General features: G+C 64.6%; 21 protein-coding genes and 5 pseudogenes. 12 read left to right on the top strand and 14 right to left on the bottom strand.

The window, feature by feature from the left end:
- Positions 1–61: 61 nt before the first annotated feature.
- From BMG03_RS14075 to BMG03_RS14055, 5 genes are all read right to left on the bottom strand, one after another.
- Entirely contained in the window at positions 62–1,174 is a 1,113-nt protein-coding gene (locus BMG03_RS14075; RefSeq protein WP_075775630.1) for a TRAP transporter substrate-binding protein, read from the bottom strand.
- A gap of 292 nt (positions 1,175–1,466) precedes the next feature.
- The gene (locus BMG03_RS14070; RefSeq protein ID WP_075775629.1) at positions 1,467–2,564 is read right to left on the bottom strand and encodes a TRAP transporter substrate-binding protein; all 1,098 of its coding nucleotides are present in this window, start codon (positions 2,562–2,564) and stop codon (positions 1,467–1,469) included.
- A 234-nt stretch (positions 2,565–2,798) separates the two neighbouring features.
- On the bottom strand, positions 2,799–3,629 hold the full coding sequence (locus BMG03_RS14065; protein WP_075775628.1) for an arginyltransferase: 831 nt from the start codon (positions 3,627–3,629) through the stop codon (positions 2,799–2,801).
- Between the two features lie 139 nt (positions 3,630–3,768).
- Positions 3,769–4,224, bottom strand: coding sequence for a DUF2852 domain-containing protein (locus tag BMG03_RS14060; protein ID WP_075775627.1), 456 nt, complete (start codon positions 4,222–4,224; stop codon positions 3,769–3,771).
- Positions 4,225–4,350: 126 nt separating this feature from the next.
- The gene (locus tag BMG03_RS14055; protein WP_075775626.1) at positions 4,351–4,818 is read right to left on the bottom strand and encodes a YbaK/EbsC family protein; all 468 of its coding nucleotides are present in this window, start codon (positions 4,816–4,818) and stop codon (positions 4,351–4,353) included.
- A gap of 126 nt (positions 4,819–4,944) precedes the next feature.
- Here BMG03_RS14055 and BMG03_RS14050 point away from each other — a divergent pair.
- Positions 4,945–7,718: pseudogene (locus tag BMG03_RS14050) on the top strand ([protein-PII] uridylyltransferase family protein).
- Between the two features lie 15 nt (positions 7,719–7,733).
- On the top strand, positions 7,734–8,000 hold the full coding sequence (locus tag BMG03_RS14045; RefSeq protein WP_075775741.1) for a hypothetical protein: 267 nt from the start codon (positions 7,734–7,736) through the stop codon (positions 7,998–8,000).
- 8 nt (positions 8,001–8,008) lie between these two features.
- Here BMG03_RS14045 and eda read toward each other — a convergent pair.
- Both eda and edd read right to left on the bottom strand, forming a co-directional pair.
- Positions 8,009–8,649 (bottom strand): annotated as a pseudogene (eda, locus tag BMG03_RS14040) (bifunctional 4-hydroxy-2-oxoglutarate aldolase/2-dehydro-3-deoxy-phosphogluconate aldolase).
- A gap of 133 nt (positions 8,650–8,782) precedes the next feature.
- A pseudogene (gene edd / locus BMG03_RS14035) lies at positions 8,783–10,587 on the bottom strand (phosphogluconate dehydratase).
- Between the two features lie 240 nt (positions 10,588–10,827).
- On the opposite strand from edd, the gene BMG03_RS14030 reads away from it, so the two are divergent.
- The 7 genes from BMG03_RS14030 (at position 10,828) to BMG03_RS14000 (ending at position 17,430) form a co-directional block, all read left to right on the top strand.
- The gene (locus BMG03_RS14030; RefSeq protein WP_075775622.1) at positions 10,828–12,036 is read left to right on the top strand and encodes an RSP_2647 family RNA methyltransferase; all 1,209 of its coding nucleotides are present in this window, start codon (positions 10,828–10,830) and stop codon (positions 12,034–12,036) included.
- On the top strand, positions 12,036–12,578 hold the full coding sequence (locus BMG03_RS14025) for an RSP_2648 family PIN domain-containing protein (RefSeq protein ID WP_075775621.1): 543 nt from the start codon (positions 12,036–12,038) through the stop codon (positions 12,576–12,578). Before BMG03_RS14030 ends, BMG03_RS14025 begins: the two co-directional genes overlap by 1 nt.
- A 64-nt stretch (positions 12,579–12,642) precedes the next feature.
- Entirely contained in the window at positions 12,643–13,143 is a 501-nt protein-coding gene (locus BMG03_RS14020) for a DUF2478 domain-containing protein (RefSeq protein ID WP_075775620.1), read from the top strand.
- 106 nt (positions 13,144–13,249) lie between these two features.
- Positions 13,250–14,704, top strand: a complete 1,455-nt coding sequence (gene zwf / locus BMG03_RS14015; RefSeq protein ID WP_075775619.1) for a glucose-6-phosphate dehydrogenase — start codon at positions 13,250–13,252, stop codon at positions 14,702–14,704.
- Positions 14,701–15,372 (top strand): 6-phosphogluconolactonase, encoded by a 672-nt coding sequence (gene pgl, locus BMG03_RS14010; protein ID WP_075775618.1) that lies wholly within the window; start codon positions 14,701–14,703, stop codon positions 15,370–15,372. The genes zwf and pgl overlap by 4 nt, the downstream gene beginning before the upstream one ends.
- Positions 15,373–15,388: 16 nt before the next feature.
- Entirely contained in the window at positions 15,389–16,996 is a 1,608-nt protein-coding gene (gene pgi, locus BMG03_RS14005) for a glucose-6-phosphate isomerase (protein WP_075775617.1), read from the top strand.
- Positions 16,997–17,109: 113 nt separating this feature from the next.
- The gene (locus BMG03_RS14000) at positions 17,110–17,430 is read left to right on the top strand and encodes a hypothetical protein (RefSeq protein WP_075775616.1); all 321 of its coding nucleotides are present in this window, start codon (positions 17,110–17,112) and stop codon (positions 17,428–17,430) included.
- Here the strand turns inward: BMG03_RS14000 and BMG03_RS13995 are convergent.
- Positions 17,427–17,852, bottom strand: coding sequence for a DUF1489 family protein (locus BMG03_RS13995; protein WP_075775615.1), 426 nt, complete (start codon positions 17,850–17,852; stop codon positions 17,427–17,429). The genes BMG03_RS14000 and BMG03_RS13995 overlap by 4 nt on opposite strands.
- 159 nt (positions 17,853–18,011) lie before the next feature.
- Here BMG03_RS13995 and BMG03_RS13990 point away from each other — a divergent pair, with 159 nt between their 5' ends.
- On the top strand, positions 18,012–20,276 hold the full coding sequence (locus BMG03_RS13990; RefSeq protein WP_075775614.1) for an adenosylcobalamin-dependent ribonucleoside-diphosphate reductase: 2,265 nt from the start codon (positions 18,012–18,014) through the stop codon (positions 20,274–20,276).
- A gap of 109 nt (positions 20,277–20,385) precedes the next feature.
- Here the strand turns inward: BMG03_RS13990 and BMG03_RS13985 are convergent, their stop codons facing one another.
- From BMG03_RS13985 to BMG03_RS13965, 6 genes and pseudogenes are all read right to left on the bottom strand, one after another.
- Entirely contained in the window at positions 20,386–21,519 is a 1,134-nt protein-coding gene (locus BMG03_RS13985; protein WP_075775613.1) for an ABC transporter permease, read from the bottom strand.
- On the bottom strand, positions 21,516–21,872 hold the full coding sequence (locus BMG03_RS21260) for a hypothetical protein (protein WP_341865736.1): 357 nt from the start codon (positions 21,870–21,872) through the stop codon (positions 21,516–21,518). The genes BMG03_RS13985 and BMG03_RS21260 overlap by 4 nt, the downstream gene beginning before the upstream one ends.
- 75 nt (positions 21,873–21,947) lie before the next feature.
- A pseudogene (locus BMG03_RS21255) lies at positions 21,948–22,387 on the bottom strand (ABC transporter ATP-binding protein); the annotation flags it as partial.
- A 98-nt stretch (positions 22,388–22,485) separates the two neighbouring features.
- On the bottom strand, positions 22,486–23,439 hold the full coding sequence (locus tag BMG03_RS13975) for an HlyD family secretion protein (RefSeq protein WP_075775611.1): 954 nt from the start codon (positions 23,437–23,439) through the stop codon (positions 22,486–22,488).
- Positions 23,432–24,088, bottom strand: coding sequence for a TetR/AcrR family transcriptional regulator (locus tag BMG03_RS13970; protein ID WP_075775610.1), 657 nt, complete (start codon positions 24,086–24,088; stop codon positions 23,432–23,434). Before BMG03_RS13970 ends, BMG03_RS13975 begins: the two co-directional genes overlap by 8 nt.
- Positions 24,089–24,336: 248 nt before the next feature.
- Positions 24,337–24,732: a (R)-mandelonitrile lyase gene (locus tag BMG03_RS13965; RefSeq protein ID WP_075775609.1), complete on the bottom strand. Its 396-nt coding sequence runs from the start codon at positions 24,730–24,732 to the stop codon at positions 24,337–24,339.
- 664 nt (positions 24,733–25,396) lie between these two features.
- On the opposite strand from BMG03_RS13965, the pseudogene BMG03_RS21335 reads away from it, so the two are divergent.
- Positions 25,397–25,621 (top strand): annotated as a pseudogene (locus BMG03_RS21335) (cyclophilin-like fold protein); the annotation flags it as partial.
- 54 nt (positions 25,622–25,675) lie between these two features.
- Positions 25,676–26,914 carry an FAD-binding domain-containing protein gene (locus BMG03_RS13955; RefSeq protein WP_244270955.1) on the top strand — a complete coding sequence of 413 codons (1,239 nt, stop codon included), beginning with the start codon at positions 25,676–25,678 and terminating at the stop codon, positions 26,912–26,914.
- The last annotated feature ends 69 nt before the right edge of the window (positions 26,915–26,983 follow it).

Below are 26,983 nucleotides of genomic sequence, written 5' to 3'. Positions count from 1 at the left end.
GGATCGAAAAAGGCCCCGGGGCGCGAACCCCGGGGCCTTCTCGTTTCACGCTGGGCGTGGTTCAGATCTTCAGATTGCCCGCCGCCTGCTGGCGCATCATGAAGTAGTCGAAGTTGAACTCCGACAGCTGCCACCAGCCATAGGCGTCGTTGCGGAAGCTGAACTGGCTGTCGTAGATCTTCTTGAACGCCTCGTTCGAGCTGTTGATCTCGTCGTAGACCTCGTTCGCGGCGTTGAAGCAGGCTTCGAGGATGTCCTGGCTGAACGGACGCAGCTGTGCCCCTTGGCCGAGGAGCTTCTTCAGCGCGGTCGGGTTCTTGTAGTCATAGGACGCCATCATATCCGAGTTCGCCGCCTGCGTCGCTGCCTGCAGTGCGACCTTGTAGGCCTCGGGCAGTTGCTCGTAAGCGTTCTTGTTGAACATGGCGTGCAGACAGGCGCCGCCTTCCCACCAGCCGGGATAGTAGTAATAGGGTGCGACCTTGTAGAAGCCGAGCTTCTCATCGTCATAGGGGCCGACCCATTCGGTGGCGTCGATCGTGCCTTTCTCGAGCGACGGGTAGATGTCGCCGCCGGCGATCTGCTGCGGCACGACGCCGAGCTTCTCCACGACCTTGCCGCCGAAGCCGCCGATCCGCATCTTGATGCCCTTGAGGTCTTCGGGCGTGTTGATCTCCTTGCGGAACCAGCCGCCCATCTGGGCGCCGGTGTTGCCACAGGGGAATGCGGTGATGCCGTAGTTCGCGTAGAACTCGTTCATCAGGTCGTTGCCGCCGCCATAGTAGAACCAGGCGTTCTGCATGCGCATGTTCAGGCCGAACGGCACTGCGGTTGCGAAGGCGAAGGTCGGATCCTTACCCCAGTAGTAGTAGGACGCGGTGTGGCAAGCCTCGACGGTGCCGTTCGACACCGAATCCATGGCCTGCAGGCCGGGCACGATTTCGCCCGCCGCGAAGACCTGAATGTTGAATTTCCCGTCCGTCATTCCCTTGACGTAATTCGCCATCGTCTCGGCGGCGCCGTAGATCGTGTCGAGCGATTTGGGGAAAGACGAGGTCATGCGCCACGTCACGGTAGGGGTTTCTTGCGCGATAGCAGGTGCGGCGAGTGCGCTACTGGCAGCTGCGGCTGCCCCGCCAAGCGCACCTTTGCGCAGGAAAGAACGACGATCCATATGGTTTCCTCCCAAGTCGTGGATGTCTGTCAATTTTTCTGACCACACCGCTCCATTGATGGCGTTCCCTCCGGTGTGGGCATTGCGGTCACTTTACTTGACCGGTTCCGGGTGTAAACCGGGCATCACGCAATTTTATGTCGTGTGTGGTCACAGTTCCGAAATCATGCTGCAATGTAGCATTGCACGCGCAGAATGTCCGCCCGGCGCCTGGTCTCGTGCAGGCATAGAAAAAGCCCCAGCGCGCAGCGCGCCGGGGCTTCGGTTCTCTGGCTTGACCAGTTTGGGCGGCTTACAGCTCGCCCTTGTTGGCTTCGCTCATCATGAAGTAATCGTAGTTGAACTCGGCCAGCTGCTCCCAGGTGAACCAGTCCTTGCGGAAGTCCTTGATCGAACCCCAGATCTTCGCGAATTCGGGGTTGTTCGCTTCCATCTCCGAATAGACCTCGTTGGCCGCCTTGAAGCAGGCCTGCATGATCTCCGGCGAGAAGGCGCGCAGTTGGGTGCCGTTGGCGACCAGGGTCTTGAGCGCCTTCGGGTTCTTCATGTCATATTTCTGCAGCATGTCCGCATCGGCGGCCTGAGCGGCGGTGTGGAGAAGTTGCTGATACTGCTTCGGCAGGCCTTCCATCTTTTCTTTCGAGAACATGAAGTGGACCGTCGGGCCACCTTCCCACCAGCCGGGGTAGTAGTAGTAGGGCGCGACTTTATAGAAGCCGAGCTTCTCGTCATCGTAGGGGCCGACCCATTCGGTCGCGTCGATCGTGCCTTTTTCGAGCGCCGGGTAGATGTCACCGCCGGCGATCTGCTGCGGCACGAGGCCGAGCTTTTCCATCACCTTGCCCGCGAAGCCACCAACGCGCATCTTGAGGCCCTTGAGATCCTCGACCGTCGAGATCTCCTTGCGGAACCAGCCGCCCATCTGTGCGCCGGTGTTGCCGCCCGGCAGACCGTAGAGGCCCTGCTTGCCGAGGAACTCGTTATAGAGCTCGATACCGCCGCCGTGGTAGTGCCAGGCGTTCATGCCGCGCGCGTTGAGCGAGAACGGCACTGCCGCGCCGAGCGCCCAGGTCGGATCCTTGCCCCAGAAGTAGTAACCCACGGTATGGCAGGCTTCGACCGTGCCATTCATCACAGCATCTGCGACCTGAAGGCCGGGGACGATCTCGCCTGCGGCGAAGACCTGGATCTTGAAGTTGCCGTCCGAGGCTTCCTCGACCATCTTCGACAGGACTTCCGAGCCGCCATAGATCGTGTCGAGCGACTTCGGGAAGGACGAGGCGAGACGCCAGGTGATCTGCGGGTTGCTTTGTGCGATCGCGGGGGCTGCCAGCGTGCTCGCAGCCGCACCACCCAGCGCGGCTTTCGTCAGAAAGGAACGACGGTCCATTTAGGATCCTCCCATTATTGCTCCGTTGCGCGAGGACGCGCCTCGCCACCCACCTCGTATCCTCCGTGGCGGGTCTGCCGGGACCGTTTCACCACAGGCCGGGAGTGTCCAGAGTTCACGCGCGCGTAATCAACGGAAGTCGTGGAAAAGTTTTAAAAAAATCATTTGACATACGGCGAGTGCCGAACGGTTGAGCAGTCGTCTGCGAGAGCGTGGGCGGCGCGTGGTGGTGGCTCAACTGTTGCGTGTGTCGGGGAGCTGGATTCGCGCGACCTGTTCTGCGATCGGCGGCACCGAGAGCGGATGCGTCTCGGTCTCGTGCTTGGCGGGATCACCGATATCGGTCCATTTGCCGCCCTTGTAGATCTCGAGCGCGGAGAAGTTCGCCTTGTAGTTCATCTTCGGCGAGCCGGGTACCCAATAGCCCAGATATACGTAAGGAAGGCCCACGCGCTTCGCGATCTCGACATGGTCGAGAATGAGGTATGTCCCGAGGGAGTCGCGGATGCGTTCAGGCTCGTAGAAGGAATAGACCATCGACAGCCCGTCATCGAGCACATCGGTCAGGCAGGTCGCGATCAGCGCGCGCATGCTGTCGGGAGTGGCCGCGGTCTCGCGATATTCGATGACCCGCGATTTCACGGGCGTCTCCTCGATCATCGCGGCGAATTCGAAGATATCCATGTCGGCCATGCCGCCATCGGCGTGGCGCGCATCGAGATAGCGGCGGAACAGGGCGAATTGCTCTTCTGTCGCCCAGGGAGACGTCGCGGTGCGCCGCAGGTCGCCGTTCTTCTTCATCACCCGGCGCTGCGATTTCGACAGTTTGAAATCGGCGACCCGTATGCGGGCCGACAGGCACGCGGTGCAATCGGCGCAGGACGGCCGATAGAGCACGTTCTGTGACCGGCGAAAGCCTTGGCGCGAAAGCGCGTTGTTGAGCTTCTCGGCGGACTCGCCCTGCAAGGCGGTGAACAGTTTTCGTTCCGACCTGCCGTCCAGATAGGGGCAGGGCTGCGGCGCGGTTACATAGAACTGCGGTGCAAGCGGAAGCGAATGGCGCATCAAAAGCCTCGTTGGGGAGGGGTGGCGGCAGGCTAGCAAAGGAGCGCTCACCCGCCAAGTGTTTCATGGTGACGACATAGAAAGCGCCCCGGTCAGGTCAACCGGGGCGCTGAATTCGCGTCGCGAACTGTCTATATGGTTAGGCTTTCGCCTCTTCGGAGGTGTTCTCCGACTGGGCCGCTTCCTTGGCGCGCTCTTCCATGTACTGGTCGAACTCTGCCTTGTCGCGGGCTTCGCGCAGACGGCCGAGGAACTCTTCGAATTCCTGCTGTTCGCGCTGCAGTCGCTCGAGCGTGTCGGCCTTGTAGGCGTCGAACGCGGCGTTGCCGGTCGAGCGCGAAACATGGACGCCACCGGCGCCGTAGCAGCCGAAGCCGCGTTTCTGCACCGCCTGACCCGTGCGCCAGCGACGCCCGAAGCGGCCGGTGAACAGGATGAAGGCGAGAATGACGAGGCCGAGGGGGCCTGCGAAGATGAAGCCGGCCACCATCAGCGCGATCCAGGCGCCGGGGCCGTTCCCATCCATCCAGTTAACGGCGCGGGTAAACCAGTTACCAACCGCGACGGGCATGGAGTTGGTGGAATAGGCGGACATTGGAACCTCCGGGTTGAGTATGTGAATTCCTTTCACATCTCCAAGATCGGAAGTCGGACCGTGTCTTGCAAGGGGGATGTAAACGATTTTTACATTTTTGCCGCAAGGCACCGAAATTGCTTTGTTTTATTCGGTGAAATCGGCCCGTTTCGCGCCGCTGATCCGTTCCAGGTCGGCCGGGGCGATGGCAAAAACGTGCCGAGGCGTGCCCGCTGCGGCCCAAACGGTATCGAAATCGAACAGCCGGGGGTCGAGGAAAGCCGTTACCGGCCCGACATGACCCAGCGGCGCGACGCCGCCGATCGCGAAGCCGGTCTCCGCGCGGATCAGCCCCGCGTCTGCCTTGCCCAAGGGCTGGCCCGCGACAGCGCTCGCCTTCTCGGCGCTCACCCGGTTGCCGCCTGCGGTAATGAAGAGCACGACATGGCCGCTGTCTTCTCCGCGAAAGATGATGGATTTCGCGATCTGATCGACCTCGCAGCCCACCGCCTGCGCCGCCATCTCGGCAGTTCGGGCCTCGCCCGGTTCGGTGATCTCGAAAGGTGCGCCCGCGGCTTCGAGGGCGGCACGAACGCGTTTCAGGGATTTGCTCATGGCGAGGCTCCGGACGGTCTGCGGTCAGGGCGCGGATGCGCCCCGGGGCGGGGTGTAGTTATGGCCAGATGGCGCGTGACAGCAATCCCCATTGACCGGCCCGCTTGGCGGCGTAAGCATGGCGCCATGCCGTTTGCCTCGCGTCTCACCCGTTCGCCCCTGCCTTTCGAGCCCGACCGCGCCGCCGAGGCCGAAGAGCTGTTTTCCGATTTCGCGCCGGAGTTGCGCGAATTGTTAGGGGGCACGGCGGGTTGCAGCCCATATCTCAAAGGCCTGATGGAGAAAGAGGCCGAGTGGCTGCGGTCTGCGCTTTCAGTCAATCCGGAAGCTGCGCTGGCCGATGAATTCGCGCGGATCACGCCCGTCAGCCTCGCCGATCTACCGAGCGAACTGCGCCGGGCGAAGCGGCGGGTCGCGCTGCTCGCGGGACTGGCCGATCTCGGTGGCGTCTGGTGTCTCGAGGAAGTGACCGGCGCCTTGACGCGGCTCGCCGATATCGCGGTCGATCTCGCGATGAAGCGGCTGGTGGCCGAGGAAATCCGCCGCGGCAAGATACCCGGTGCGAGCGACGATGATGTCGAGAGCGCCGCCGGGATGGTCGCGCTCGCGATGGGTAAGATGGGGGCAGGGGAGCTGAACTACTCCTCCGATATCGACCTGATCTGCCTTTTCGATGAAAGCCGGTACGACCCCGATGACGCGATGGAGGCGCGCAGCGCACTGATCCGGGCGACGCGCAAGATGGCGGCGATGCTAAACGATCGCACGTCCGAGGGTTACGTCTTTCGCACCGACCTGCGCCTGCGCCCCGATGCCGCCGTCACGCCGGTCTGCATCTCGATGGGATCGGCGGAGCTCTATTACGAGGCCGAAGGCCGGACATGGGAGCGCGCGGCCTATATCAAGGCACGTCCCTGCGCGGGGGATCTCGCGGCGGGAGAGCAGTTCCTTGAACGCCTGCGGCCTTTCGTCTGGCGCAAGCATCTCGATTTCGCGGCGATTCAGGACGCACACGACATGCGCCTGCGCATCCGCGAACATAAGGGGCTGCACGGTCCGATCGAGGTGGCAGGCCACAATATCAAGCTCGGTCAGGGCGGCATCCGCGAGATCGAGTTCTTCACCCAGACCCGGCAACTGATCGCAGGCGGGCGCGACGAGACGCTGCGCGACCGGACCACGGTGGGCGGGCTGCGTGCGCTCGCCGCGAAGACTTGGGTGGCCGAGGATGTCGCGGAGGAACTGATCGGTCATTACCGCGAGCATCGCGAGATCGAGCACCGTCTGCAGATGGTGGGCGACGCCCAGACCCAGATTCTGCCCGGCAATGAAGAGGGGCTCGCCCGGATCGCCGCTATGATGGGCGAGGGCGATGTGGCCCGCTGGCGCGATCGGCTGCGCGACCGGTTGGAGCGGGTCGAAAGCCTGACGAATGATTTCTTCGCCCCCGATGCCGCCGCCGAGCGCCCCGAACTGAGCGACGCCGCGCGTGAGATCGTCGAGGGCTGGACGGGCTATCCGGCGCTCCGATCCGAGCGGGGGCGCGCGATCTTCAAGCGGCTGGAGCCGGAACTGCTCGACCGGATGCGGCGCGCAGCAAACATGGAGGAAGCACTCACCCAGTTCGACGGCTTCCTCAAGGGGCTGCCCGCGGGCGTGCAGCTGTTCTCTCTGTTCGAAGCCAATCCGCAACTGGTCGATCTCATCGTCGACATCTGCGCCACGGCGCCGGGGCTCGCGAGCTACCTGTCGCGCAATGCCGGGGTGCTGGACGCGGTTCTCGGCGGCTCGTTCTTCGCGCCCTGGCCGGGAAAATCTGCGCTGGAAGCCGATCTCGCCCGGCTGATGGAGCGCGCCGACGATTACGAGGCCGCGTTGATTGCGGCGCGGCGTTGGGCGAAAGAGTGGAAATTCCGCGTGGGCGTGCATCACCTGCGCGGTCTCGTCGATGCGTCAGAAGCCGCGGGCCAATATGCCGATGTGGCCGGCGCGGTGCTGGGCGCGCTCTGGCCGGTCGTGCAGGGCGAATTCGCGCTCCGCTACGGGTCATGCCCGGGCAAGGGGCGGTGGTTCTGGGCATGGGTAGCCTCGGGGCCGAGCGGCTGAATGCGCAATCCGATCTCGATCTGATTGTGATCTATGACGCCGATGGGGAGGAGTTCTCGGATGGCAAGAAGCCACTTGCCTCAAGGGCTTACTATGCGAAGCTCACGCAGGCGCTGATCACCGCGCTCAGCGCGCCGATGCCGGAAGGGACGCTCTACGAGGTGGATATGCGGCTGCGCCCCTCGGGCAAGCAGGGGCCTGTCGCGACCTCGGTACAAAGCTTCGAGAGCTACCAAATGGAGGAGGCCTGGACCTGGGAGCATCTGGCGCTCACCCGGGCGCGCCCGGTCGCCGGCAGCGCCGATCTGGCCGATCGGGTCGAGGCGATCCGGCTGAAGGTTCTACAGGCGAAAGGCGGCGGCGCCGAGGTGCTGCGCGATCTGGCGCAGATGCGGGCGCGGATCTTCGCGGCCAAAGCCCCCGATGGCGATTGGGAGGCGAAGGTCGGCCCCGGACGGCTGCAGGATATCGAACTGCTCGCCCAGAGTTTCGCGCTCCGCGCGGGCGTCCCGGCGCGCAAGGTGGAGGCGCAGCTGCGCGCAGGCCCCCGCGGCGGGTTCGTGACCCGCGAGGAGGGTGAGGCGCTTGCCTCGGCCTATCGTCTGCTGTGGCGACTGCAGGCAGGCGGGCGCTTGCTGAGCGAGAAGCCCTTGGATATGGCGGCGATCGGAGAAGGCGGCCGCGCTTTCCTGTTGCGCGAGACGGGGCTGGATGATCTCGATGCTCTGGCGGCGCGTCTGAGCGAGGTCACGACCGAGACAGCCGCCATCGTGGACAGGGCTCTGGAGGGCTGAATGGCGCGCAAACTTATGGAATTGAGCGAGGCGGACCCGAAAGGGCTGATCCGCGAGAGCTTCAAGATCGACGGGATCACTATGGAAGAGTGCCGCTCGATCTTCATGGACTGGGCGTTGAGCCTCGGGCCGGGGATGGATGCGAGCGAAGCGATGCGCACCGTGCTCGCGGCGTATCAGGCGCCGCCCGAGCACCCGATGACCCGGGTGCTCGAAGAAGGTCTGACCCGCGAAAGCGCCCCACCGATGCGGCGCGGCGGCTGGCGGGCGCGTCGTCCCTAGCAGGGCGATTAGCGCGGCAGCGCCGCCGCCTCGCGCGCAAGCGCTTCGATCCCGGCCCAGTCGCCCGATTGCACCATCGCATCGGGCGCGACCCAGGAGCCGCCTGCGCAAAGAACGTTGGGCAGGCTCAGGTAATCATTGGCGTTTTTCATGCTGACGCCGCCCGTCGGGCAGAAGCTGACCTGGGGGATCGGGGCCCCGATCGCCTTCAGCGCAGGCGCGCCGCCCGAAGCTTCCGCCGGGAAAAACTTCAGCACGTCGTAACCCATCTCGAGAAGCTTCATCACTTCGGATGCAGTGGCCGCACCGGGCAGCAGCGGCAGGCCTTCGTCCTCGCAGGCCTTCACCAGGGTCTCGGTCGCGCCGGGCGACACGCCGAATTTCGCGCCCGCGGCTTTCGCGGCTTTCACATCGGCGGGGGTCAGCAGCGTCCCCGCGCCGACCACGCCGCCTTCGACATCGGCCATGGCGCGGATCGCGTCGAGCGCGCAGGGCGTGCGCAGCGTCACTTCCAGCGCAGGCAGGCCGCCCGCGACGAGCGCCTTGGCAAGAGGGCGGCATGGGCCACATCCTTCACCACGATCACCGGCACGATCGGGGCCAGTTCGCAGATCTTGCGGGCGGATGCGGATTGTTCACTCGGGGTCATCGGATCACTCCAGTCTGGGTCGCCCATGCGGGCGGAGAGGGAAGGACGCTCCGCGGGGGATATTTCTTGCCAAGCCGAAAGCAGAACCCTGTTTTCGCCTTGGTGGAAATATCCCCGCCGGAGGCAAGAAAACTCAAAGCACCACGGAGGCGCCTTTGGTGGACGGGCCGACATGGGTGCGGAAGGCGCCGAACAGCTCGCGGCCGAGGCCGAACTGGTTGCCGCTGAGGTCGGGCTCGACCGGCGCGCGGCTCTCGAAGCCTTCGCTCAGGCAGGTCAGCTCGCCCGTCGTCGCGTCGAGCCGCACCATATCGCCGTCCTGCAGCTTCGCAAGCGGCCCGCCATCGGCGGCCTCGGGGGAGACATGGATTGCTGCGGGAACCTTGCCCGATGCGCCCGACATCCGGCCATCGGTGACCAGCGCCACTTTCAGCCCGCGATCCTGCAGCACTGCGAGGGTCGGCGTGAGCGAGTGCAACTCCGGCATCCCGTTCGCCTTAGGTCCCTGGAAGCGCACCACGACGATCGTGTCCGAGGTGAATTCGCCCGCCTTGAAGGCGTCCTTCACCTCGTGCTGTTCCTTGAAGACGCGGACCGGCGCCTCGATCACATGGCGCTCCGGCGCGACGGCGGAAACCTTGATCACGCCGCGGCCGAGATTGCCTTCGAGCTGCTTCAGGCCACCGGTCTTCTGGAACGGATCGGCGGGTTTGCGCAGAATCTTTTCGTTCTGGCTCTCGGGATCGGCCTCTTCCCAGACCAGACCGTCCTCGGTGATCTTCGGCTCCTGCGTGTAGCGGGTCAGCCCGTCGCCCGCGACGGTCTTGGCGTCCTCGTGCAGCAGGCCCGCGTCGAGCAGATGACGGATCATGAATTGCAGACCGCCCGCGGCGTGGAAGTGGTTCACGTCGGCGAGGCCGTTGGGGTAGACTTTCGCCATCAGCGGCACGACCGAGGAAATCTCGTCGAAATCTTCCAGATCGAGCACGATCCCGGCGGCGCGCGCCATCGCCGGCAGGTGCAGCACATGGTTGGTCGAGCCACCGGTGGCCATCAGCCCCACCATTCCGTTCACGAAGGCCTTCTCGTCGAGCACTTCCGACGCCGGGCGGTAGTCATTGCCGAGCGCGGTGATCTCGGCGGCGCGTTTCGCGCCTGCGACCGTCAGCGCCTCGCGTAGCGGCGTGTTCGGGTTCACGAAGGAGGCGCCGGGCAGGTGAAGACCCATGAACTCCATCAGCATCTGGTTGGTATTCGCGGTGCCGTAGAAAGTGCAGGTGCCTGGACCATGATAGGAAGCCATCTCTGCGGCCATCAGCGCGTCGCGGCCGACTTCGCCGGCGGCGAATTGCTGGCGCACCTTGGCCTTCTCGTCATTGGGCAGGCCGGTCGTCATCGGCCCCGCGGGGATGAAGATCGCCGGGATATGCCCGAAGGTCGCGGCGGCCATGATGAGCCCGGGCACGATCTTGTCGCAGACGCCGAGGTAGAGCGCCGCGTCGAAGGTGTTGTGGCTGAGCGCCACTGCCGCGGCCATCGCGATCACGTCGCGCGAGAAGAGCGACAGGTCCATACCCGGCTGGCCCTGTGTGACGCCGTCGCACATCGCGGGCACCCCGCCCGCGACCTGTGCCGTCGCCCCCACCTCGCGCAGCGCAGCCTTGATCGTCTGCGGGAAGGTTTCGAAGGGCTGGTGGGCCGAGAGCATGTCGTTATAGGCGGTCACGATGCCCACGTTGGGGCGCGTTCGCCGGCGAGCTTGTCCTTGTCCTCTCCCATCGCGGCATAGGCATGGGCCTGGTTGCCGCAGCTGAGATGCGCCCGGGCGGGCCCTGCATCGGCGGCGGCCTGCATCCGGGCGAGATAGTCGCCGCGCGGGCCTTCGGAGCGGGCGCGGATTCGGTCGGTCACACGGGCGATTGTGGCATCGAGGGTCATCGGCGGGGCCTTTCCTTGCTATGCATCTGACGCGGAACATGCAGCCCGTAAGGGCCGCTCGCGCAGCGGGCGCGGATCGCGGTTGCGTCCTCGCTACCATGTTAGCGCTAACGCCGCAACCCGTTCCCTTTGTAGATTATCTGGGGCAGAGCGGGGATGCGGCAAGCGCGAGGGCTTTCGCGCCGGGTCGCTTGGCGCTAGGAAGGCCGCGCCTGAGACAGCGCGCGCAAGGAGCCCCCGATGAGCCAGTCCGAAGATCCCGCCACCCGTCCGACCGTCCGGCTGCGCCCGAAAGCCGAGGCCCGCGCGATCCGCCACGGCTTTCCCTGGGTTTATGCGGACGAGCTGGTGACCGACCGCCGCACCAAGGCGATCGCGCCCGGCACGATCGCGACGCTGGAGGATGGCGAGCGCCGTCCGCTCGCGACGGTTACGGTCAATCCGAACTCCAAAATCATCGCGCGGGTGATGAGCCGCGACGCCGAGGCGGTGATCGATCGCAACTGGCTCACTGTGAAGCTGGCCCGGGCGCTCGAGATGCGCGTGCGCCTGTTTGATGCGCCTTTCTATCGCTTGGTCCATGCCGAGGCGGACGGGCTGCCCGGTGTCATCATCGACCGGTTCGGTGACGCGGCGGTGATCCAGCCGAACGCGGCATGGTCGGAGGTGATGATCGCCGATCTCGAGGCCGCGCTGGCCGAGGTCACGGGCGTCACCACGATCATCAAGAACGGCGCAGGCCGGGCCCGCAATCTCGAAGGTCTCGACGAGGAGATGGTCACGCTCCGTGGCGGGATCGACGCCCCGGTCGAGGTGCCGATGAACGGAGCAATTTACCTCGCCGATCTGATGGGCGGGCAGAAGACTGGGCTTTTCTACGACCAGCGCCCGAACCACGCATTTGCGGCGCGGCTGGCCGAGGGCGCGCGGGTGCTGGATGTCTTCTCTCACGTGGGCGGCTTCGCCTTGGCCGCGCTGGCCGGTGGCGCGCAATCCGCTTTGTCGGTCGATGCGTCTGCGTCGGCGCTCGAGCTGGCAAGCAAGGGCGCCGAGGCGATGGGCGCCAGCGCCCGCTTCGCGACGCGTCAGGGGGACGCTTTCGATACGCTCGACGCTTTGGGTCAAGAAGATGAGCGGTTCGATCTGGTGATCTGCGATCCGCCCGCCTTCGCCCCCGCCAAGCCCGCGCTGCAAGCGGGGCTGCGTGCCTATGAGCGGATCGCCCGGATGGCCGCGCCGCTGGTCGAACCGGGCGGCTATCTGGTGCTGTGCTCCTGCTCGCATGCCGCCGATCTGTCGCAATTCCGCGCAGCTTGCACGCGTGGCATCGGCAAGGCGGGGCGGTCCGCGCAGCTGATCCACACCGGTTATGCCGGGCCGGACCACCCGATGCTGCCGCAACTGGCGGAATCAGGTTACCTGAAATCACTGTTCTTCCGGCTCGACTGATGCGGGTCGTGCTCGATGCCTGCGTGCTCTACCCGACGGTGCTGCGCGAAATTTTGATCGGGGCGGCGAAGGCGGGGCTCTATCGTCCGCTCTGGTCGGCGCGGATTCTCGAGGAATGGGCGCGGGCCGCCGCGCGCCGCGCGCCCGCCGACGAAGCGATCGCGCGGGGCGAGATCGCGCTACTGCGCGCCACCTTCCCGAAGGCCGAGGTGGCGGCGCAGCCGGGGATCGAGGACCGGCTGGTCTTGCCCGACGAAAACGATCTGCACGTTCTGGCCGTGGCGATCGCGGGCAGCGCCGATGCGATCCTGACCTTCAACGCGCAGGACTTCCCGCGCGGGACACTGGCGGGCGAGGGGCTGGAGCGGCGCGATCCGGACGGGTTCCTCTGGCAGCTTCTGTCCGAGCACCCCGAGCAGATGCGCGCCATCACCGAATCCGTACGCGCCGAGGCAGAGCGTTTGTCGGGCGAGCCGCAGCCGATCCGGGCGCTGATGAAACGGGCGCGTCTGCCGCGCTTCGGCAAGGCGTTGGCGGCGTGATCTTGCGCTCCGTCTCAGGGCGTGGCCCCTTGACCGCCCGCGAAAGCCTCGCCAAACAGGCGCAATGATCGGGTTCATCACATGCCAAGAGCGCGGCGCGGCCGACAAGCTCCTTGCCCAGCTCGCCGACAGGCTGCTGTCGCAAGGGCGCGACGTGATTGGCATGGTGCGCGCCGAGGTGCCGCAGCGGTTCGAGTGCGAGATGCATCTGCGCATCCTCCCCGAGGGCGAAACCCGCACAATTTCGCAGGATCTGGGGCAGGGCGCGGGGGCGTGTTCGCTCGACGCGGGTGCGCTCGAAGAGGTCGTCGCACAGGTCGGCCATGCGCTCGAGATGGCGCAACCGGGCACCATCGTGATCCTCAACAAGTTCGGCAAACAGGAAGCCGCGGGGCGCGGCTGTCGCGACCTGATCGCGCAGGCGATGGCCTCCGATTTTCCGGTGCTTCTGTCCGTTCCGCCAGAAACGCGCGCGGATTTCGCGGCTTTCACGGATGGTTTGGCCGAAGAAATCCTGCCGGATATTCAGGCGCTTGAGGCATTTCTCTCGCGTGAGAGCGCTTAATCCGCGCCCTTACGTTGTCTCGCGCCGCTGCCATGCTAGACTTGTTCCGCTAAGGTGAGTACAAGGGGGTCGTTAGCGCTAACGGACCCCAAACACGGAGCAGCCCATGGTTTCGCGCGTCATTCCCGTCGAACGTTTCGACCTGGTGATTTTCGGCGCCACTGGCGACCTCGCCAATCGCAAAATTCTCCCCGGCCTGTTTCGGCGCTATTGCGCGGGACAGATTCCCGAAGGCTCCACCATCATCGGTGCCGCGCGCTCGGAGATGACCCCTGATGAATTCCGCGATCAGGTCCGCGCGGCGATCGCCGAATTCGGTGGCAGCAAATGCGACGACGAAGGCGCGCTGGACGGGTTCTTGCCGATGCTCGACTATGTCGCGATCGACGCGAAAGGCGATGGCGGCTGGGATGATCTGAAATCGAAAGTCCGCGGCGACACGGTCAACGCGTTCTACTTCTCGGTGGCGCCCTCGCTGTTCGGCGACCTCGCGGAGCGGCTGCACAAGCGCGGGATCGCTGGGCCGGATGCCCGGATCGTCGTGGAAAAGCCCTTCGGGCGCGACCTCGCCTCTGCCAAGGCGCTCAACGCCGTGCTCGCGGAGTATTTCGACGAGACACAGATCTACCGGATCGACCATTATCTCGGTAAAGAAACCGTGCAAAACCTGATGGCGGTACGCTTCGCCAACATCCTGTTCGAGCCGCTCTGGAACAGCCAATTTGTCGATCATGTGCAAATAACGGTCGCCGAAACGGTCGGCGTAGGCGGTCGCGGATCGTATTATGACAAGTCGGGCGCGATGCGCGACATGGTGCAGAACCACCTTATGCAGCTTCTGTGCCTGATCGCGATGGAGCCGCCTTACCACTTCGACCCCGATGCGGTGCGCGACGAAAAACTCAAGGTGATCCGGGCTCTGCAGCCTGTCGCACCTGCCGATATCGTGCGCGGCCAATACGTGGCGAGCAAGGATGCGCCCGGCTATCTGGAAGATGCCGAGGACCCGGAGTCGACGACCGAGAGCTATATCGCGATGAAATGCCATGTCGCGAACTGGCGCTGGGTCAACACGCCCTTCTACCTGCGCACCGGTAAGCGGCTGCGGGCCCGCACGTCCGAGATCGCGATCACCTTCAAGCAGCCGCCGCACCAGATCTTCGACGAGGCCGAGGGCGAGTGGCGCGAGAACGTGCTCGTGATCCGGCTCCAGCCCAACGAGGGCATGAACCTGAAGATGATGATCAAAGAGCCGGGGCCGGGCGGCATGCGCCTCGTGCAGGTGCCGCTCGATATGTCCTTCGCGGACGCTCTGGGCGAAGAGGCCGACATCACCGACGCCTACGAGCGGCTGATCATGGACGTCATCCGCGGCAACCAGACGCTGTTCATGCGTGGCGACGAGGTTGAAGCGGCTTGGGCCTGGACCGATCCGATCATCGAAGGCTGGGAGTCGCGCGGCGACAAACCTCAAAGCTATGACAGCGGTTCGTCGGGCCCCGATGACGCGTTGATGCTGATGCATCGGGACGGCCGCCGCTGGCGGGAGATTCGCGAATGAATTTCGAAAGTTACCCCGATCGCGAGATGCTTATGATGGGGCTTGCGGACCGCATCGCGAGCCAGCTTCGCGCGGCAATCAACAACGAGGGCCGCGCGACCTTGTCGGTGCCGGGCGGCTCCACGCCCGGACCGATATTCGACATTCTCTCGGATATCGATCTGGACTGGTCCAAGGTCGCGGTGCTGCTCAATGACGAGCGTTGGGTGCCCGAAACCTCGGAGCGGTCGAATACGCGCCTGATCCGCGCGCGGCTCCTGACGGGCCGGGCGGCGGCGGCGACGCTGGTGCCGCTCTATGCCGAAGCGGAGCAGCCCGAGGACAAAATGACGGAACTGGCTGCCGGGATCGAGCCGCATCTGCCGATCTCCGTCCTGCTTCTGGGTATGGGCGCGGATATGCATACGGCGAGCCTGTTCCCCGGTGCCGACCGCCTGAAAGAGGCGTTGTCGAACGAGGCGCCGATCCTGTTGCCGATGCGCGCCGAAGCTGCGGGCGAGCCGCGTATCACGCTCTCGGCACCGGTGCTGCGCGATGCGATGCACACGCATATCCTGATCACCGGGCCGGAGAAGCGCGCGGCGATCGAAGCGGCGGAAAAGCTCCCCGTGGAACAGGCGCCGGTGCGCGCCGTTCTCAAGGACGCGACCGTGCACTGGGCTGAATAAGGGAGCACTTTCACCGATGACCATCTGGCAAGACCTCCTCGACAAGGCGCAATCCGTGCAGTCCCGCGAAATCGCGGAATTGTTCGAAAAGGACAATCGCGCGTCCGGTTTCAGCCGCGAAACCGGGCCATTCCTGTTCGATTTCTCCAAGACCAACATCGACTCGGAAACGCTCGACCTGCTGGTGAAGCTGGCCGAGGAGAAGGGCGTCGCGGCCCGCGCGGAAGCGATGTTCACCGGTGAGAAAATCAACGACACGGAAGGCCGCGCGGTGCTGCATACCGCGCTGCGCAATCTCGACACGGACGTGTTCGTCGATGGCGAGAACGTCATGCCCGAGGTCCGCGCAACCTATGCCCGTATGGAAGCGTTCGCCCGCGACGTTCGCGAGGGCAAGTTCAAGGGGGAGGGCGGCAAGATCACCGATGTGGTCAATATCGGCATCGGCGGCTCGGACCTTGGCCCGGCGATGGCGACGCTGGCGCTTGCGCCTTATCACGACGGTCCCCGCTGCCATTTCGTGTCCAATGTGGACGGGGCGCATATCCATGACACGCTGGCAGGTCTGAGCCCGGAAACGACGCTGGTGATCGTCGCCTCCAAGACCTTCACCACGATCGAGACGATGACCAACGCCGAGACGGCGAAGCGCTGGATGGCCGAGAAGGTCGCGGACCCGGCGCAGCAATTCGCAGCGCTCTCGACCGCTGCCGACAAGACCGCCGCCTTCGGCATCGACGAGGCACGCGTCTTCGGGTTCGCCGATTGGGTTGGCGGGCGCTATTCGATGTGGGGGCCGATCGGGCTGTCGCTGATGATTGCGATCGGGCCGGAGGATTTCGCAGATTTTCTCAAAGGCGCCGCTAAGATGGATGCCCATTTCCGCGCCGCCGATTACAAGGACAACCTGCCGGTTCTGCTGGCGCTGGTGGGTATCTGGCACAACCAGTTCTGCGACTACGCCACCCGTGCGGTTCTGCCCTATGATCAAAGGCTTGCGCGGCTGCCGGCCTATCTTCAGCAACTGGAGATGGAGAGCAACGGCAAGCGCGTGAGCATGGATGGCAAGAACCTGCCTTACAATTCGGGCCCCGTCGTCTGGGGCGAGCCGGGCACCAACGGCCAGCACGCATTCTACCAGCTGATTCACCAGGGTACGCGGGTCATTCCCTGCGAATTCATGGTCGCGGCCGAGGGGCATGAGCCCGATCTGGCGCATCAGCACATGTTGCTCGTGGCCAACTGCCTTGCCCAATCCGAGGCGCTGATGCGGGGGCGCTCGCTCGCCGAGGCGACCGAGATCATGCGCAAGAAAGGCTTCGAGGGCGATGAGCTGGACCGTCAGGCGCGGCACCGCGTCTTCCCGGGCTCGCGGCCATCGACGACGCTGCTCTATCCGAAACTGACCCCCGAGGTCTTCGGCGGGATCGTCGCGCTTTACGAGCATCGCGTCTTCGTCGAGGGCGTGATCCTCGGCATCAACAGCTTCGACCAATGGGGCGTGGAGTTGGGCAAGGAACTGGCGCTTGCGCTTGCGCCGGTGCTCAAAGGCGAGGATGCGGGAGAGGGCAAGGACGGCTCGACCCGGCAGCTTGTCGCCCGGGTCCAGTCGCTGCGCGGCTGATCCAAACGTGTTCGGCGGTCCCGCCTGCGGGCGGAACCGCGTCGGTTATCCTTCCGTTCATCTTGCAGGCCGGGACGCTCCACCCGCCAAGGTTCGAGTGAAGGATTTTCGCGATGATCGAGAAGATGGAAGATGGACCCGAAGGCGTCGCGGCACTCCGCGCGTCGGGCACCGTTCTCAAGCATGACGTGACCGAGGCGATGCGCCTCGTAGGCACGGCGGACCGGATGATGGTCGTCGTCGCGCCGCGCTTCGATGGCTACATGGCCGAACTGATCGGCGGGCTGCGCCAAAGCTGCGAAGACGGTCAGGCCGGGCGCTGCGCGCTGGTCGTGCCGGAGGATATGCGCTCCGAGGCGGATTTGCAGGGCGAGGGCGGCGCGTTCCGCATCTTTACCGTGCACGCGGAGGCGGAACGCTGGCTCGGCTCTTAGCGCAGGCCGATTTCCGAGAGCGCCACGGCAAGCTCGCGGGGCAGAGCCTCTTCGCGGGCACGGCCCTTGGGCAGATCGCGGGGTGCATCCTCGGGGCTGAGATAACGCCAGCCCTGGAAGGGGCGACGCGATAGAGCCTCTGTGCGGATCACCTCGCGGTCGAGCACGATGGCGCAGCGCGCGATCCCGTCCGCGCCCATCACCTCGGACAGTTCCAGAATGCGCTGGCGCGCCAGCACCGCGCCCTTGAAGACCCAGTACAGCGACCCGCCGTTGAGGATTTCGTCCGCGCGTTTCGGCCACATGCGCGTGACATGCATCGCCGGCCCTTTGCCATAACGGCTGGCCTGCCACGCGATCAGGTCTTCGACCTTCTCGGCACCGACGCACAGTTTTATCAGATTCACCACTTTGTCACCCATGCCCCTTAACTAGGATTTCGTTCCCGCGACGGCAATGTCCGATTTGCGTCTGGTCATGCGAAGAGGCCTTAGGTATAGTGTCAGTCCGCCCCCGACGCACGATATGCGGCGGGGGCTTTCGATTTCTGACCTCACTCGAACTGCTGCCACGAGGACCTCATGAGCCGTTTTGCCGCCCCGATTGCCGAACAGATCTGGGACATGAAATACCGCCTGAAAGAGCAGGACGGGACCCCGATCGACGCCACCGTGGAAGACAGCTGGCGGCGGATCGCGCGCGCCTTGGCCGAGGTCGAGGATAAGCCCGCGAAATGGGAGGAGAAATTCTACGGCGCGCTGGAAGATTTCAAATATCTCCCCGCCGGCCGGATCGCCGCAGGTGCCGGCACGGGCCGCGCCGTGACACTGTTCAACTGTTTCGTCATGGGCACGATCCCCGACAACATGGGCGGCATCTTCGACATGCTCAAGGAAGCCGCGCTGACGATGCAGCAGGGCGGGGGAATCGGCTACGACTTCTCGACCATCCGTCCGCGCGGGGCCGAGGTGAAGGGTGTCGCCGCCGATGCCTCCGGCCCGCTGAGCTTCATGGATGTCTGGGATGCGATGTGCCGCACCATCATGTCGGCGGGCTCGCGCCGTGGCGCGATGATGGCGACGATGCGCTGCGATCACCCCGATATCGAGAGCTTCATCACCGCCAAGCAGGATTCGGCCCGTCTACGGATGTTCAACCTGTCCGTGCTGGTGACCGACGCGTTCATGGAGGCCGTGAAGGCGGATGGTCCGTGGGATCTGAAATACGGAGACAAGGTCTATCACACGCTGAACGCCCGCGATCTGTGGAACAAGATCATGCGCGCAACCTATGACTACGCCGAGCCGGGCGTGATCTTCATCGACCGCATCAACAAGATGAACAACCTCAACTATGTCGAGCAGATCGCCGCGACCAACCCCTGCGGCGAGCAGCCCCTGCCGCCTTATGGCGCGTGCCTGCTGGGCTCGATCAACCTCGCGCGGCTCGTGACGAACCCGTTCGAGGCGGATGCCGGGCTGGATCCCGAGCAGCTCGACGAGATGGTGCGCCTTGCGATCCGCATGATGGACAACGTGGTCGATGCCTCGCGCTTCCCGCTGGAGCAGCAGCGCGAAGAGGCGCAGAACAAGCGCCGCATCGGGCTGGGTGTGACCGGTCTGGCCGACGCGCTCCTGATGCTGGGCCTGCGCTATGGCTCGGAAGAGGCCGCGGCACAAACCGAAGCCTGGATGAAGCAGATCGCGCGGGCGAGCTATCTCGCCTCGGTCGATCTCGCGAAGGAGAAGGGGCCGTTCCCGCTGTTCGACGCCGAGAAGTACCTCGCCTCGGGCAACATGATGCAGATGGATGACGACGTGCGCGAAGCGATCCGCGAGCACGGCATCCGCAATGCGCTGCTGACCTCCATCGCGCCCACGGGCACGATCTCGCTCTACGCGGGCAACGTCTCCAGCGGCATCGAGCCGGTCTTCGCCTATGCCTACAAGCGCAAGGTGCTTCAGCCCGACGGTTCGCGCACCGAGGAAGAAGTGGTCGATTACGCGGTGCAGATGTGGCGCGACAAGTTCGGAGACAAACCGCTGCCCGACTATTTCGTCAATGCCCAGACGCTCGCGCCGATGGACCACGTCCGGATGCAGGCGGCGGCGCAGAAATGGATCGACAGCTCGATCTCCAAGACCATCAACTGCCCCGAGGATATCCCCTTCGAGGCGTTCAAATCGGTCTATATGGAAGCTTGGGACACCGGCTGCAAAGGTTGCACCACCTACCGTCCGAACGACGTCACCGGCTCGGTTCTCAGCGTTTCCGAGAAGTCCGAAGACGCGCCGGAAGTCGATGAGGGCGCCGATGTGGTCTACCTGACCGAGCCGCTGGACCGTCCCGCGGCGCTCGAAGGCTCGACCTACAAGATCAAGTGGCCGGGCTCGGAGCACGCGATCTACATCACGATTAACGACATCGTCCAAGGCGGCCATCGCCGTCCCTTCGAGGTCTTCATCAACTCAAAGAACATGGAGCATTTCGCCTGGACCGTGGCGCTGACCCGGATGATCTCGGCGGTGTTCCGGCGCGGTGGCGATGTCTCCTTCGTGGTCGAGGAGCTGAAAGCCGTGTTCGATCCGCGCGGTGGCGCTTGGATGCAGGGCAAATACATCCCCTCCATGCTCGCGGCGATCGGCGGCGTCATCGAGCGTCACATGATCTCCATCGGCTTCCTCGAAGGCGAGGGCATGGGCCTGAAATCCGACCCCGAGGCCGACCGTATGGCCATCGGCGAAGCCCCCCGCGGCAAGGCCTGCCCGTCCTGCGGCTCCTACGCCCTCCGGATGGTCGAAGGCTGCATGACCTGCGCCGATTGCGGCCATTCGAAATGCGGCTGAGCTGATCCGGCTATTGATTTGAAAAGATCTGCCCCTGACCGTCTGGTCAGGGGCTTTTCTGTTCCAGCGGTTTACGATCTTCGATCTGATTTCATTCGCTGGACCGGCATCAATCCAGCGTCTGCCGGTAGCGCAGCAGCGAGATGACGATGATCGCCACGCCGATGATCAGGATCGCGCGCAGGTCGCCGGTGATGTCGGCCAGGTGGGCGCCTTTGAGCATCACCTTGCGCACGATCCGCAGGAAATGCGTGGCCGGGATCGCCGCGCCGATTACCTGTGCCCAGCCGGGCATGCCTGCATAGGGGAACATGAAACCCGAGAGCAGGATGGTCGGCAGGATCGTCATGAAGCTCGCCTGCATCGCCTGCATCTGGGTGCGCACGAGGGTCGAGATCAGGAAGCCGAGGGCGAGGTTCACCACGATGTAGAGGTTGAAGCCGATGAAGAAGGCCAGACCCGATCCGAGGAACGGCACCCCGAACAGAAGCTTCCCGGCGATCAGGAACACGATGGTCTGGATGTAGCCGATCACAACATAGGGCAGGATCTTGCCCAGCATCACCTCGAGCGGTCGGACCGGTGTAGCGATCAGGGTCTCCATCGTGCCGCGCTCCGTCTCTCGTACGATCGCGATGGCCGTGATCAGCACCATGGTCATCGCGAGGATCACGGCGATCAGCCCCGGCACGATGTTCAGGGAGGTTTCGCCTGCCGGGTTGAATTGCTTGTGCACGACGACCGAGAACGGCGGCGGTTGCCCCGCGACCGGGGCGAGGGGGCCCTCGAACGTTTGCTTCACCGCGGTGTCGACGATCCCCGACAGGGCGCCTACGGCCGTCCCCACCGCCGTCGGGTCGGAGGCATCGGCGCTGACCAGCAGCTTCGGCGAGAGGCCCCGCACGATGTCGCGTTCGAAATTGGGCGGAATGACCACGACGAAATTCGCGGTGCCGTCGCGAAGCGCGCGATCACCCTCTTCGGCGCTGGTCACGATGCCCTCGAATTTGAAGTAATCCGAGGTTTCCATGCCTGACAGCACCGCGCGCGCCACCGGACTCTCGTCGGCCATCTCGATCAGGGTTGGCAGGTGATGCGGGTCGGAATTGATGATGTAGCCGAACATGATCAGCTGCAGGATCGGGATGCCGATCATCATCGCGAAGGTCATCCGGTCGCGCCGCATCTGGATGAATTCCTTGTAGAGCACCGCTCCGAAACGCGACAGAGAGAACCAGCTCATGCGGAGGGGCCTCCGTTGACACCGAAATTGTCGGCCGCTGTCGCCATCAGGTAGATGAAGACCTCTTCAAGCTCGGCCTCTTTCTTCTCCCATTTGCGTGCGTCGTTTTCGTTCCGCTTTTCAGCGACGACCGCGTCAAGCCCGGCGCTGTCGGTCGAGGAGACATGCAGCTGGGCGCCGAACCGCGCCACCTGTTCGACCCTGGGATCGGCGCGCAGATCGTCTTCTAGCTGGATCAGATCGCGGCCGGAGACCCGCCAGGTGGTCAGGCCGACCTGATGGGGGATCTCGGCCGCCGGCCCGTCGATCAGCTTCTTCCCGTAGGCGATATAGGCGATGTAGTCGCATTGCACCGCCTCATCCATGTAATGCGTCGAGACCAGCACCGTGACGCCCTGCTTGCTGAGCTGGCGGATCTCGTCCCAGAAGTCGCGTCGCGCCTTCGGGTCGACCCCGGCGGTGGGTTCGTCGAGCAGGAGGAGCGCGGGTTTGTGCTGCATGCACGCAGCCAGCGCGAGGCGCTGTTTCCAGCCCCCGACAGCGTGCCTGCCAACTGCTTGCCGCGCCCGTCGAGGCCGAGCGTGCGCAGCGTCTCTTCCACCACCTTCTTGCGGTTTTTCACCCGATACATCCGCGCCATGAAGTCGAGGTTCTCGCGGATCGTCAGATCGCCATAGAGCGAGAACTTCTGCGTCATGTAGCCGACGTTTTCCTTGATCAGGCGCGCGTCCTTGCGGATGTCGTAGCCAAGGGTGTGACCTTCGCCACCATCGGGGGTGAGCAGGGCGCACATCATCCGGATCGTGGTGGTCTTGCCCGAGCCGTTGGGTCCGATAAAGCCGTAGATCGCGCCTTTCGGCACCGACATGTCCACCGCGTCCACGACCTTCTTGCCACCATAGATTTTCGTCAGCCCGCGCACCTCGATCGCGGGTTCGGTCTCGGAGGTCGCGGCGGGCCTCGTGGTCATTTCACTCGCCTCAGGCTGACCGGCTGGCCGGGCAGGAGCGTCGCGCCCGCAGGAATGCGCGCCTCGGCGCGGAACACGAGCCGCGACCGTTCTTCGCGGGAATAGATGATTGGCGGCGTGTATTGCGGCTCGGAAGCCATCTTGCTGATCGTCACCTTGATGCCGGTGTCACAGCCGTCGCATTCCATCTCCAGCTGATCGCCGAGCGCAAAGTCGGCGCGCTCGGCCTCGGGCAGGAAGAACAGGACCTTTAGCGCGTTCGGCGGCAGGATCGACAGCACGGGCGCCCCCGCTGCGGCCACTTCCCCGGCCTTGTAATAGACCGTCTCGATCCGCCCCTCCACCGGCGCGGCGACCGTCATGTCATCGAGTTGCGACCGCGCGAGATCGGCATCGGCCTGCGCTGCCTCGAGGGTTTTCTGGGCAGCCAGAAGCTGTGCGCTGCGCGCGGGCAGGGCGGCCACTTCGAGCTGAGCCTTGAGTTGGGCGACCTGCGCCTCGGCCTCTTCGAGCGCAGCGCGGTCGACATCCACCTTGGCCTGCGCGACGATCTCGCGGGCGAACAGATCTTCGGTGCGCTTCAAAGCGGATTCCGCGAGATTGCGATGCGCGATGGCCTGTTCCAGCGAGGCCTTGATTACCTCGATCTCCGGATCGCGAGAGCCGGTTTCGAGGTTGTTCAGATTGGCGCTTGCGGTCCCGATCTTGGCTTCGGCGGCGCGGACCGCAGCCTGCTGCTTGGTCGAATCCATGTCGAACAGGAACTGGTCGGCCTTCACCGTGTCGCCTTCCACCACCGCCAGCGTCTTGATGCGTCCGGTGACTGACGGGGCGACGTAGACGTATTCGCCTTCGACATAGCCCGAGTAATGCGGCACCGGGGCGTCCCCGTAGCCGGGAATGATCGCGGCGAGCAGTGCGCTGATCCAGGCGAGGATGGTATCAAGCATCGGTCGAACCTTCTGTGGACAGGAAAACGCCGTGGAACAGGATATCGAGGTGGTTCTCGATCAACTGGTCGATCGCGAGCCCCCCCTCCGGCACGACGTTGAAGATTTCCGCAAGCAAGAGATGCACGACGATCGGACCGATGACCGAGCGCAGGGTCAGTTCGGGATCGACCGGGCGTAGTTGGCCTGACGCGATGCCCTGCCGCACCATTTCAGTCGCTGCGGGCAGGACGTGGTCGAACACCTCGCGCCGATACATCGCGGCGATCTCGGGGGCGACGACGGCTTCGCGGATCACGACCTTGGGGATCGCCAGCACCTTCGGGTCCGAAAGCGAGGTCGCTATCAGCGAGAACAGCGCGCGCAACGTGCCGCGCGCGTCGTCGGAGCTCAGTTCGACAAGGGCTTGCGCCCGCGCGGCGATCGGAGAGACAGCCCGCCGCACCAAGCCTTCGAGAATGGCCTGTTTCGAGGGGAAATAGAGGTAGACCGCCCCCTTGGAGAGCCCTGCGGTCTTGGCGATCTGGGCCACGGACGTATGGGCGTATCCCTTCTCTTCGAAGAGCGTGAGGGCCGCGTCGAGCACCTCGTCGGGCCGCGCCTCGGCGCGACGGCGGAATTTGGGCTCGGGCGAGTCGGAGGTCGTCATGGAAAGAAAGTAACTGACCGGTCAGTCAGTAGCAATGACTTTGAATACTTCCTCGCCGGTTCAATGCAGTCCGCGTAAGAGTAGGGCTCGGTGCCGGCCACTCTGTGGTCGCTGGATAAAGGTGCGGTCGGGAGTGCGGGAGATGGAGAGCGGACCCAGCCGCTTGCGACGAGCGGTACTCGCGGAAGCTGCTCGCATCGTTTCGTTCTTGGAGAGAAGGCCGAGCCGCGCGGGCCCGGCCATCATGGTCAGCCGTTATAGTCTTCGTCGGCGACTTTCTCGAGCCATGTGACCGGCGAGCCGTCGATGCTCTCCTGAATCGCGATATGGCTCATCGCGGTCTCGGACGAGGCGCCGTGCCAGTGCTTTTCGTCTGCCGGGAACCAGACGACATCGCCCTGGCTGATCTCTTCGACGGGGCCGCCTTCGCGCTGGACGCGGCCGCGCCCGAAGGTGACGATCAGGGTCTGGCCCGCCGGGTGGGTATGCCACGCGGTGCGCGCGCCGGGCTCGAATGTGACATGGCTGCCCGAGGTGCGGCCGGGCTCTTCGGCCTGAAACAGCGGGTCGACGCGGACGGTGCCGGTGAACCAGTCTTCGGGGCCCTGCATCGAGGCGTTGGTGCCGGAGCGAATGATCTTCATGGGAAAACTCCTTTCTTGGGGTAGGGGAGTGCGGGGCTCAGCCGCGCAGGTTCTCGAAATCAGAGCTGCCCGCCATAGACGGGACGTTTGAAGTGCACGACTTCGGTTCATGCCCTGCAATCTAGTGCGGCAGGGGCGACAGGATAATCGGTGGAATCTTTACAGCACTCATGAGCAAGAGCCATGAATGTGCAGGTTCATTCAACCGAGCGTGATAATGGGAGCCCGGTCAACTGCGCTCCCGCAGGGCTTCCAGAACCGCCCCGAAGGCGGAGGACGGGCGCTGTCGGCTGGGGTAATAGAGGTGGCGCGTGGTTCATGACGTCCACGGATTATACAGTGCGTCATTTCAGGTAGCCTGCGTCGCTTGCCTGCGCGCCCCAGGTCGGCACAGATGAGCGCCGTTCATCTGTGGCAGTATTGCCTCCAGCAGCGTGAGGCACCGACCATGCGCTTTCCGAGGTTTCTCAGACCCGTCGCGGCGCTGTGCATCGTCGCGAGCATGGCCAGCGCTCAGGAAGCGAAAGGAGACAGCATGATCCCGATCATAGTGACCGTGACCGCAGGCGAGACGGTGCTGACCGCGAAGCTGGACGACACGCCCGCGGGAGCGCGATTTCGCGAGCCTGATCCGCTGGGTCTGACCCTGTGAGACGTCCACGGCGTCGAGAAGATCGCCGACCTTCCGCGCGAACTCGACGCGACCAACGCGCCTCGGAGCTATGAGCCGAAGACGGGCGACATCACGCTTGATGCGCCGTGGGGCAATTTCGCGATCTTCTACAAGCCCTTCGCCAACTCGCCGAGCCTCGTGCGGCTGGGTACGTTCGACGGGTCGGTCGAGGTGCTGATGAGCAACCCGACGGTGCGGTTCGAACTGGCCGAGTGATCGCATATCTTTTTCGCGGCGTAGATCGGTAGTCCTGACCCAAAAGGAGACGCCGTGACTGCAGCCGAGCCTTTGCCATGTTTCGCCGCCACCCGCGCTGCGGGCGAAGAGCGCCTCGCGCGCTTCACGCCGAGGATGGGCGCGGCTTACGCGCAGGGGCGCAATTTCGATCACGGGGCCGGTCGGCACAGGGATGTCTCGCAACTCTCTCCCTATCTGCGCCGCCGTCTTGTGCTGGAGCGGGATGCGGTGGCGCGGGCACTGGACGCGCATGGGGCAAAAGCTGCCGAGAAATTCGTGCAGGAGGTTCTCTGGCGAGGCTATTTCAAAGGCTGGATGGAGCATCGTCCGGCAATCTGGATGCGCTATCGCGACGGCTTGGCGCACGACCTCGCGACTCTCGAGGAGAGCCCCCAGCTAGCGGCGCGTGTGAACGACGCCGAGGCGGGACGCAGCGGTATCGCCTGTTTCGACGCATGGGCGACAGAGCTGCGCGAGACCGGTTATCTGCACAACCACGCCCGGATGTGGTTCGCCTCGATCTGGATTTTCACGCTTCGGCTGCCGTGGCGGATCGGGGCGGATTTCTTCTATCGCAACCTGCTCGATGGCGATCCGGCCTCGAACACGCTCAGCTGGCGCTGGGTGGCGGGGCTGCATACGCGGGGCAAGTTCTATGCCGCCGAAGCTGCCAATATCGCGCGCTATACCGGCGGGCGGTTCGCGCCCGATCCCGCACAATTTGCGGCGGTGAGTGCTGGGCTGGAGGTGCAAGAGCCAGAGGGGCTGCCCCCGGTCGCCCCGTTACGCGCGCCGCGCGCCCCGCAGCCGGGGCTGCCCACGGCGCTTCTGATTACCGAGGAAGACTGCCGCGTCGAGGATTTCGATCTGGGCGCGCTCGACCTGCGCGGGGTGGCGACCGTCAGCGCAAGCCATCTGCGCTCGCCGCGCGCGGTGGCCGAACATGTCGCCCGGTTCGAGCGTGACGCGCTCGCCGATGCTACGGTTCGCTCAGGAATCTCTGAAGGGCGGCCCATGGGGGCCGACGATCTGGCCGTGCTCGTGGAATGGGCGCTAAGCCTTGGTGCCAAGCAGATCGTCACGCCCTTTATCCCGGTCGGCCCGCTTGGCGACTGGCGGGAGAGGGCGGACGCGGCGCTGGGCCAGCACGGTATTGCGCTGTGCGAGGTCAATAGGGATTGGGATCGCGCTATCTGGCCCCATGCCACGGCCGGTTTCTTCAAGATCAAGAAGAAGCTCCCGCGCATCCTCGAGGAGCTCGACCTGACCTGAGGGCGGTGGCCATTGCGCCTGCCCTTGCCGATCATCGCCGAGTGATCGCGTCGCAGTTGAATTTTCCTA

Source organism: Thioclava nitratireducens (assembly GCF_001940525.2).
GTDB lineage: Bacteria > Pseudomonadota > Alphaproteobacteria > Rhodobacterales > Rhodobacteraceae > Thioclava > Thioclava nitratireducens.
This window is presented reverse-complemented; position numbering and strand designations above follow the sequence as displayed.

Coding starts and splice junctions, on each gene's coding strand:
- BMG03_RS14000 (WP_075775616.1), top strand. CDS start 17,110: ATGATCGAGAAGATGGAAGATGGACCCGAAGGCGTCGCGGCACTCCGC.
- BMG03_RS14045 (WP_075775741.1), top strand. CDS start 7,734: ATGGAATTGAGCGAGGCGGACCCGAAAGGGCTGATCCGCGAGAGCTTC.
- BMG03_RS13985 (WP_075775613.1), bottom strand. CDS start 21,519: ATGAGCTGGTTCTCTCTGTCGCGTTTCGGAGCGGTGCTCTACAAGGAA.
- BMG03_RS13975 (WP_075775611.1), bottom strand. CDS start 23,439: ATGCTTGATACCATCCTCGCCTGGATCAGCGCACTGCTCGCCGCGATC.
- pgl (WP_075775618.1), top strand. CDS start 14,701: ATGAATTTCGAAAGTTACCCCGATCGCGAGATGCTTATGATGGGGCTT.
- BMG03_RS14070 (WP_075775629.1), bottom strand. CDS start 2,564: ATGGACCGTCGTTCCTTTCTGACGAAAGCCGCGCTGGGTGGTGCGGCT.
- BMG03_RS14060 (WP_075775627.1), bottom strand. CDS start 4,224: ATGTCCGCCTATTCCACCAACTCCATGCCCGTCGCGGTTGGTAACTGG.
- BMG03_RS13990 (WP_075775614.1), top strand. CDS start 18,012: ATGAGCCGTTTTGCCGCCCCGATTGCCGAACAGATCTGGGACATGAAA.
- BMG03_RS14030 (WP_075775622.1), top strand. CDS start 10,828: ATGAGCCAGTCCGAAGATCCCGCCACCCGTCCGACCGTCCGGCTGCGC.
- pgi (WP_075775617.1), top strand. CDS start 15,389: ATGACCATCTGGCAAGACCTCCTCGACAAGGCGCAATCCGTGCAGTCC.
- zwf (WP_075775619.1), top strand. CDS start 13,250: ATGGTTTCGCGCGTCATTCCCGTCGAACGTTTCGACCTGGTGATTTTC.
- BMG03_RS14020 (WP_075775620.1), top strand. CDS start 12,643: ATGATCGGGTTCATCACATGCCAAGAGCGCGGCGCGGCCGACAAGCTC.
- BMG03_RS14065 (WP_075775628.1), bottom strand. CDS start 3,629: ATGCGCCATTCGCTTCCGCTTGCACCGCAGTTCTATGTAACCGCGCCG.
- BMG03_RS13995 (WP_075775615.1), bottom strand. CDS start 17,852: ATGGGTGACAAAGTGGTGAATCTGATAAAACTGTGCGTCGGTGCCGAG.
- BMG03_RS13970 (WP_075775610.1), bottom strand. CDS start 24,088: ATGACGACCTCCGACTCGCCCGAGCCCAAATTCCGCCGTCGCGCCGAG.
- BMG03_RS14075 (WP_075775630.1), bottom strand. CDS start 1,174: ATGGATCGTCGTTCTTTCCTGCGCAAAGGTGCGCTTGGCGGGGCAGCC.
- BMG03_RS14055 (WP_075775626.1), bottom strand. CDS start 4,818: ATGAGCAAATCCCTGAAACGCGTTCGTGCCGCCCTCGAAGCCGCGGGC.
- BMG03_RS14025 (WP_075775621.1), top strand. CDS start 12,036: ATGCGGGTCGTGCTCGATGCCTGCGTGCTCTACCCGACGGTGCTGCGC.
- BMG03_RS13965 (WP_075775609.1), bottom strand. CDS start 24,732: ATGAAGATCATTCGCTCCGGCACCAACGCCTCGATGCAGGGCCCCGAA.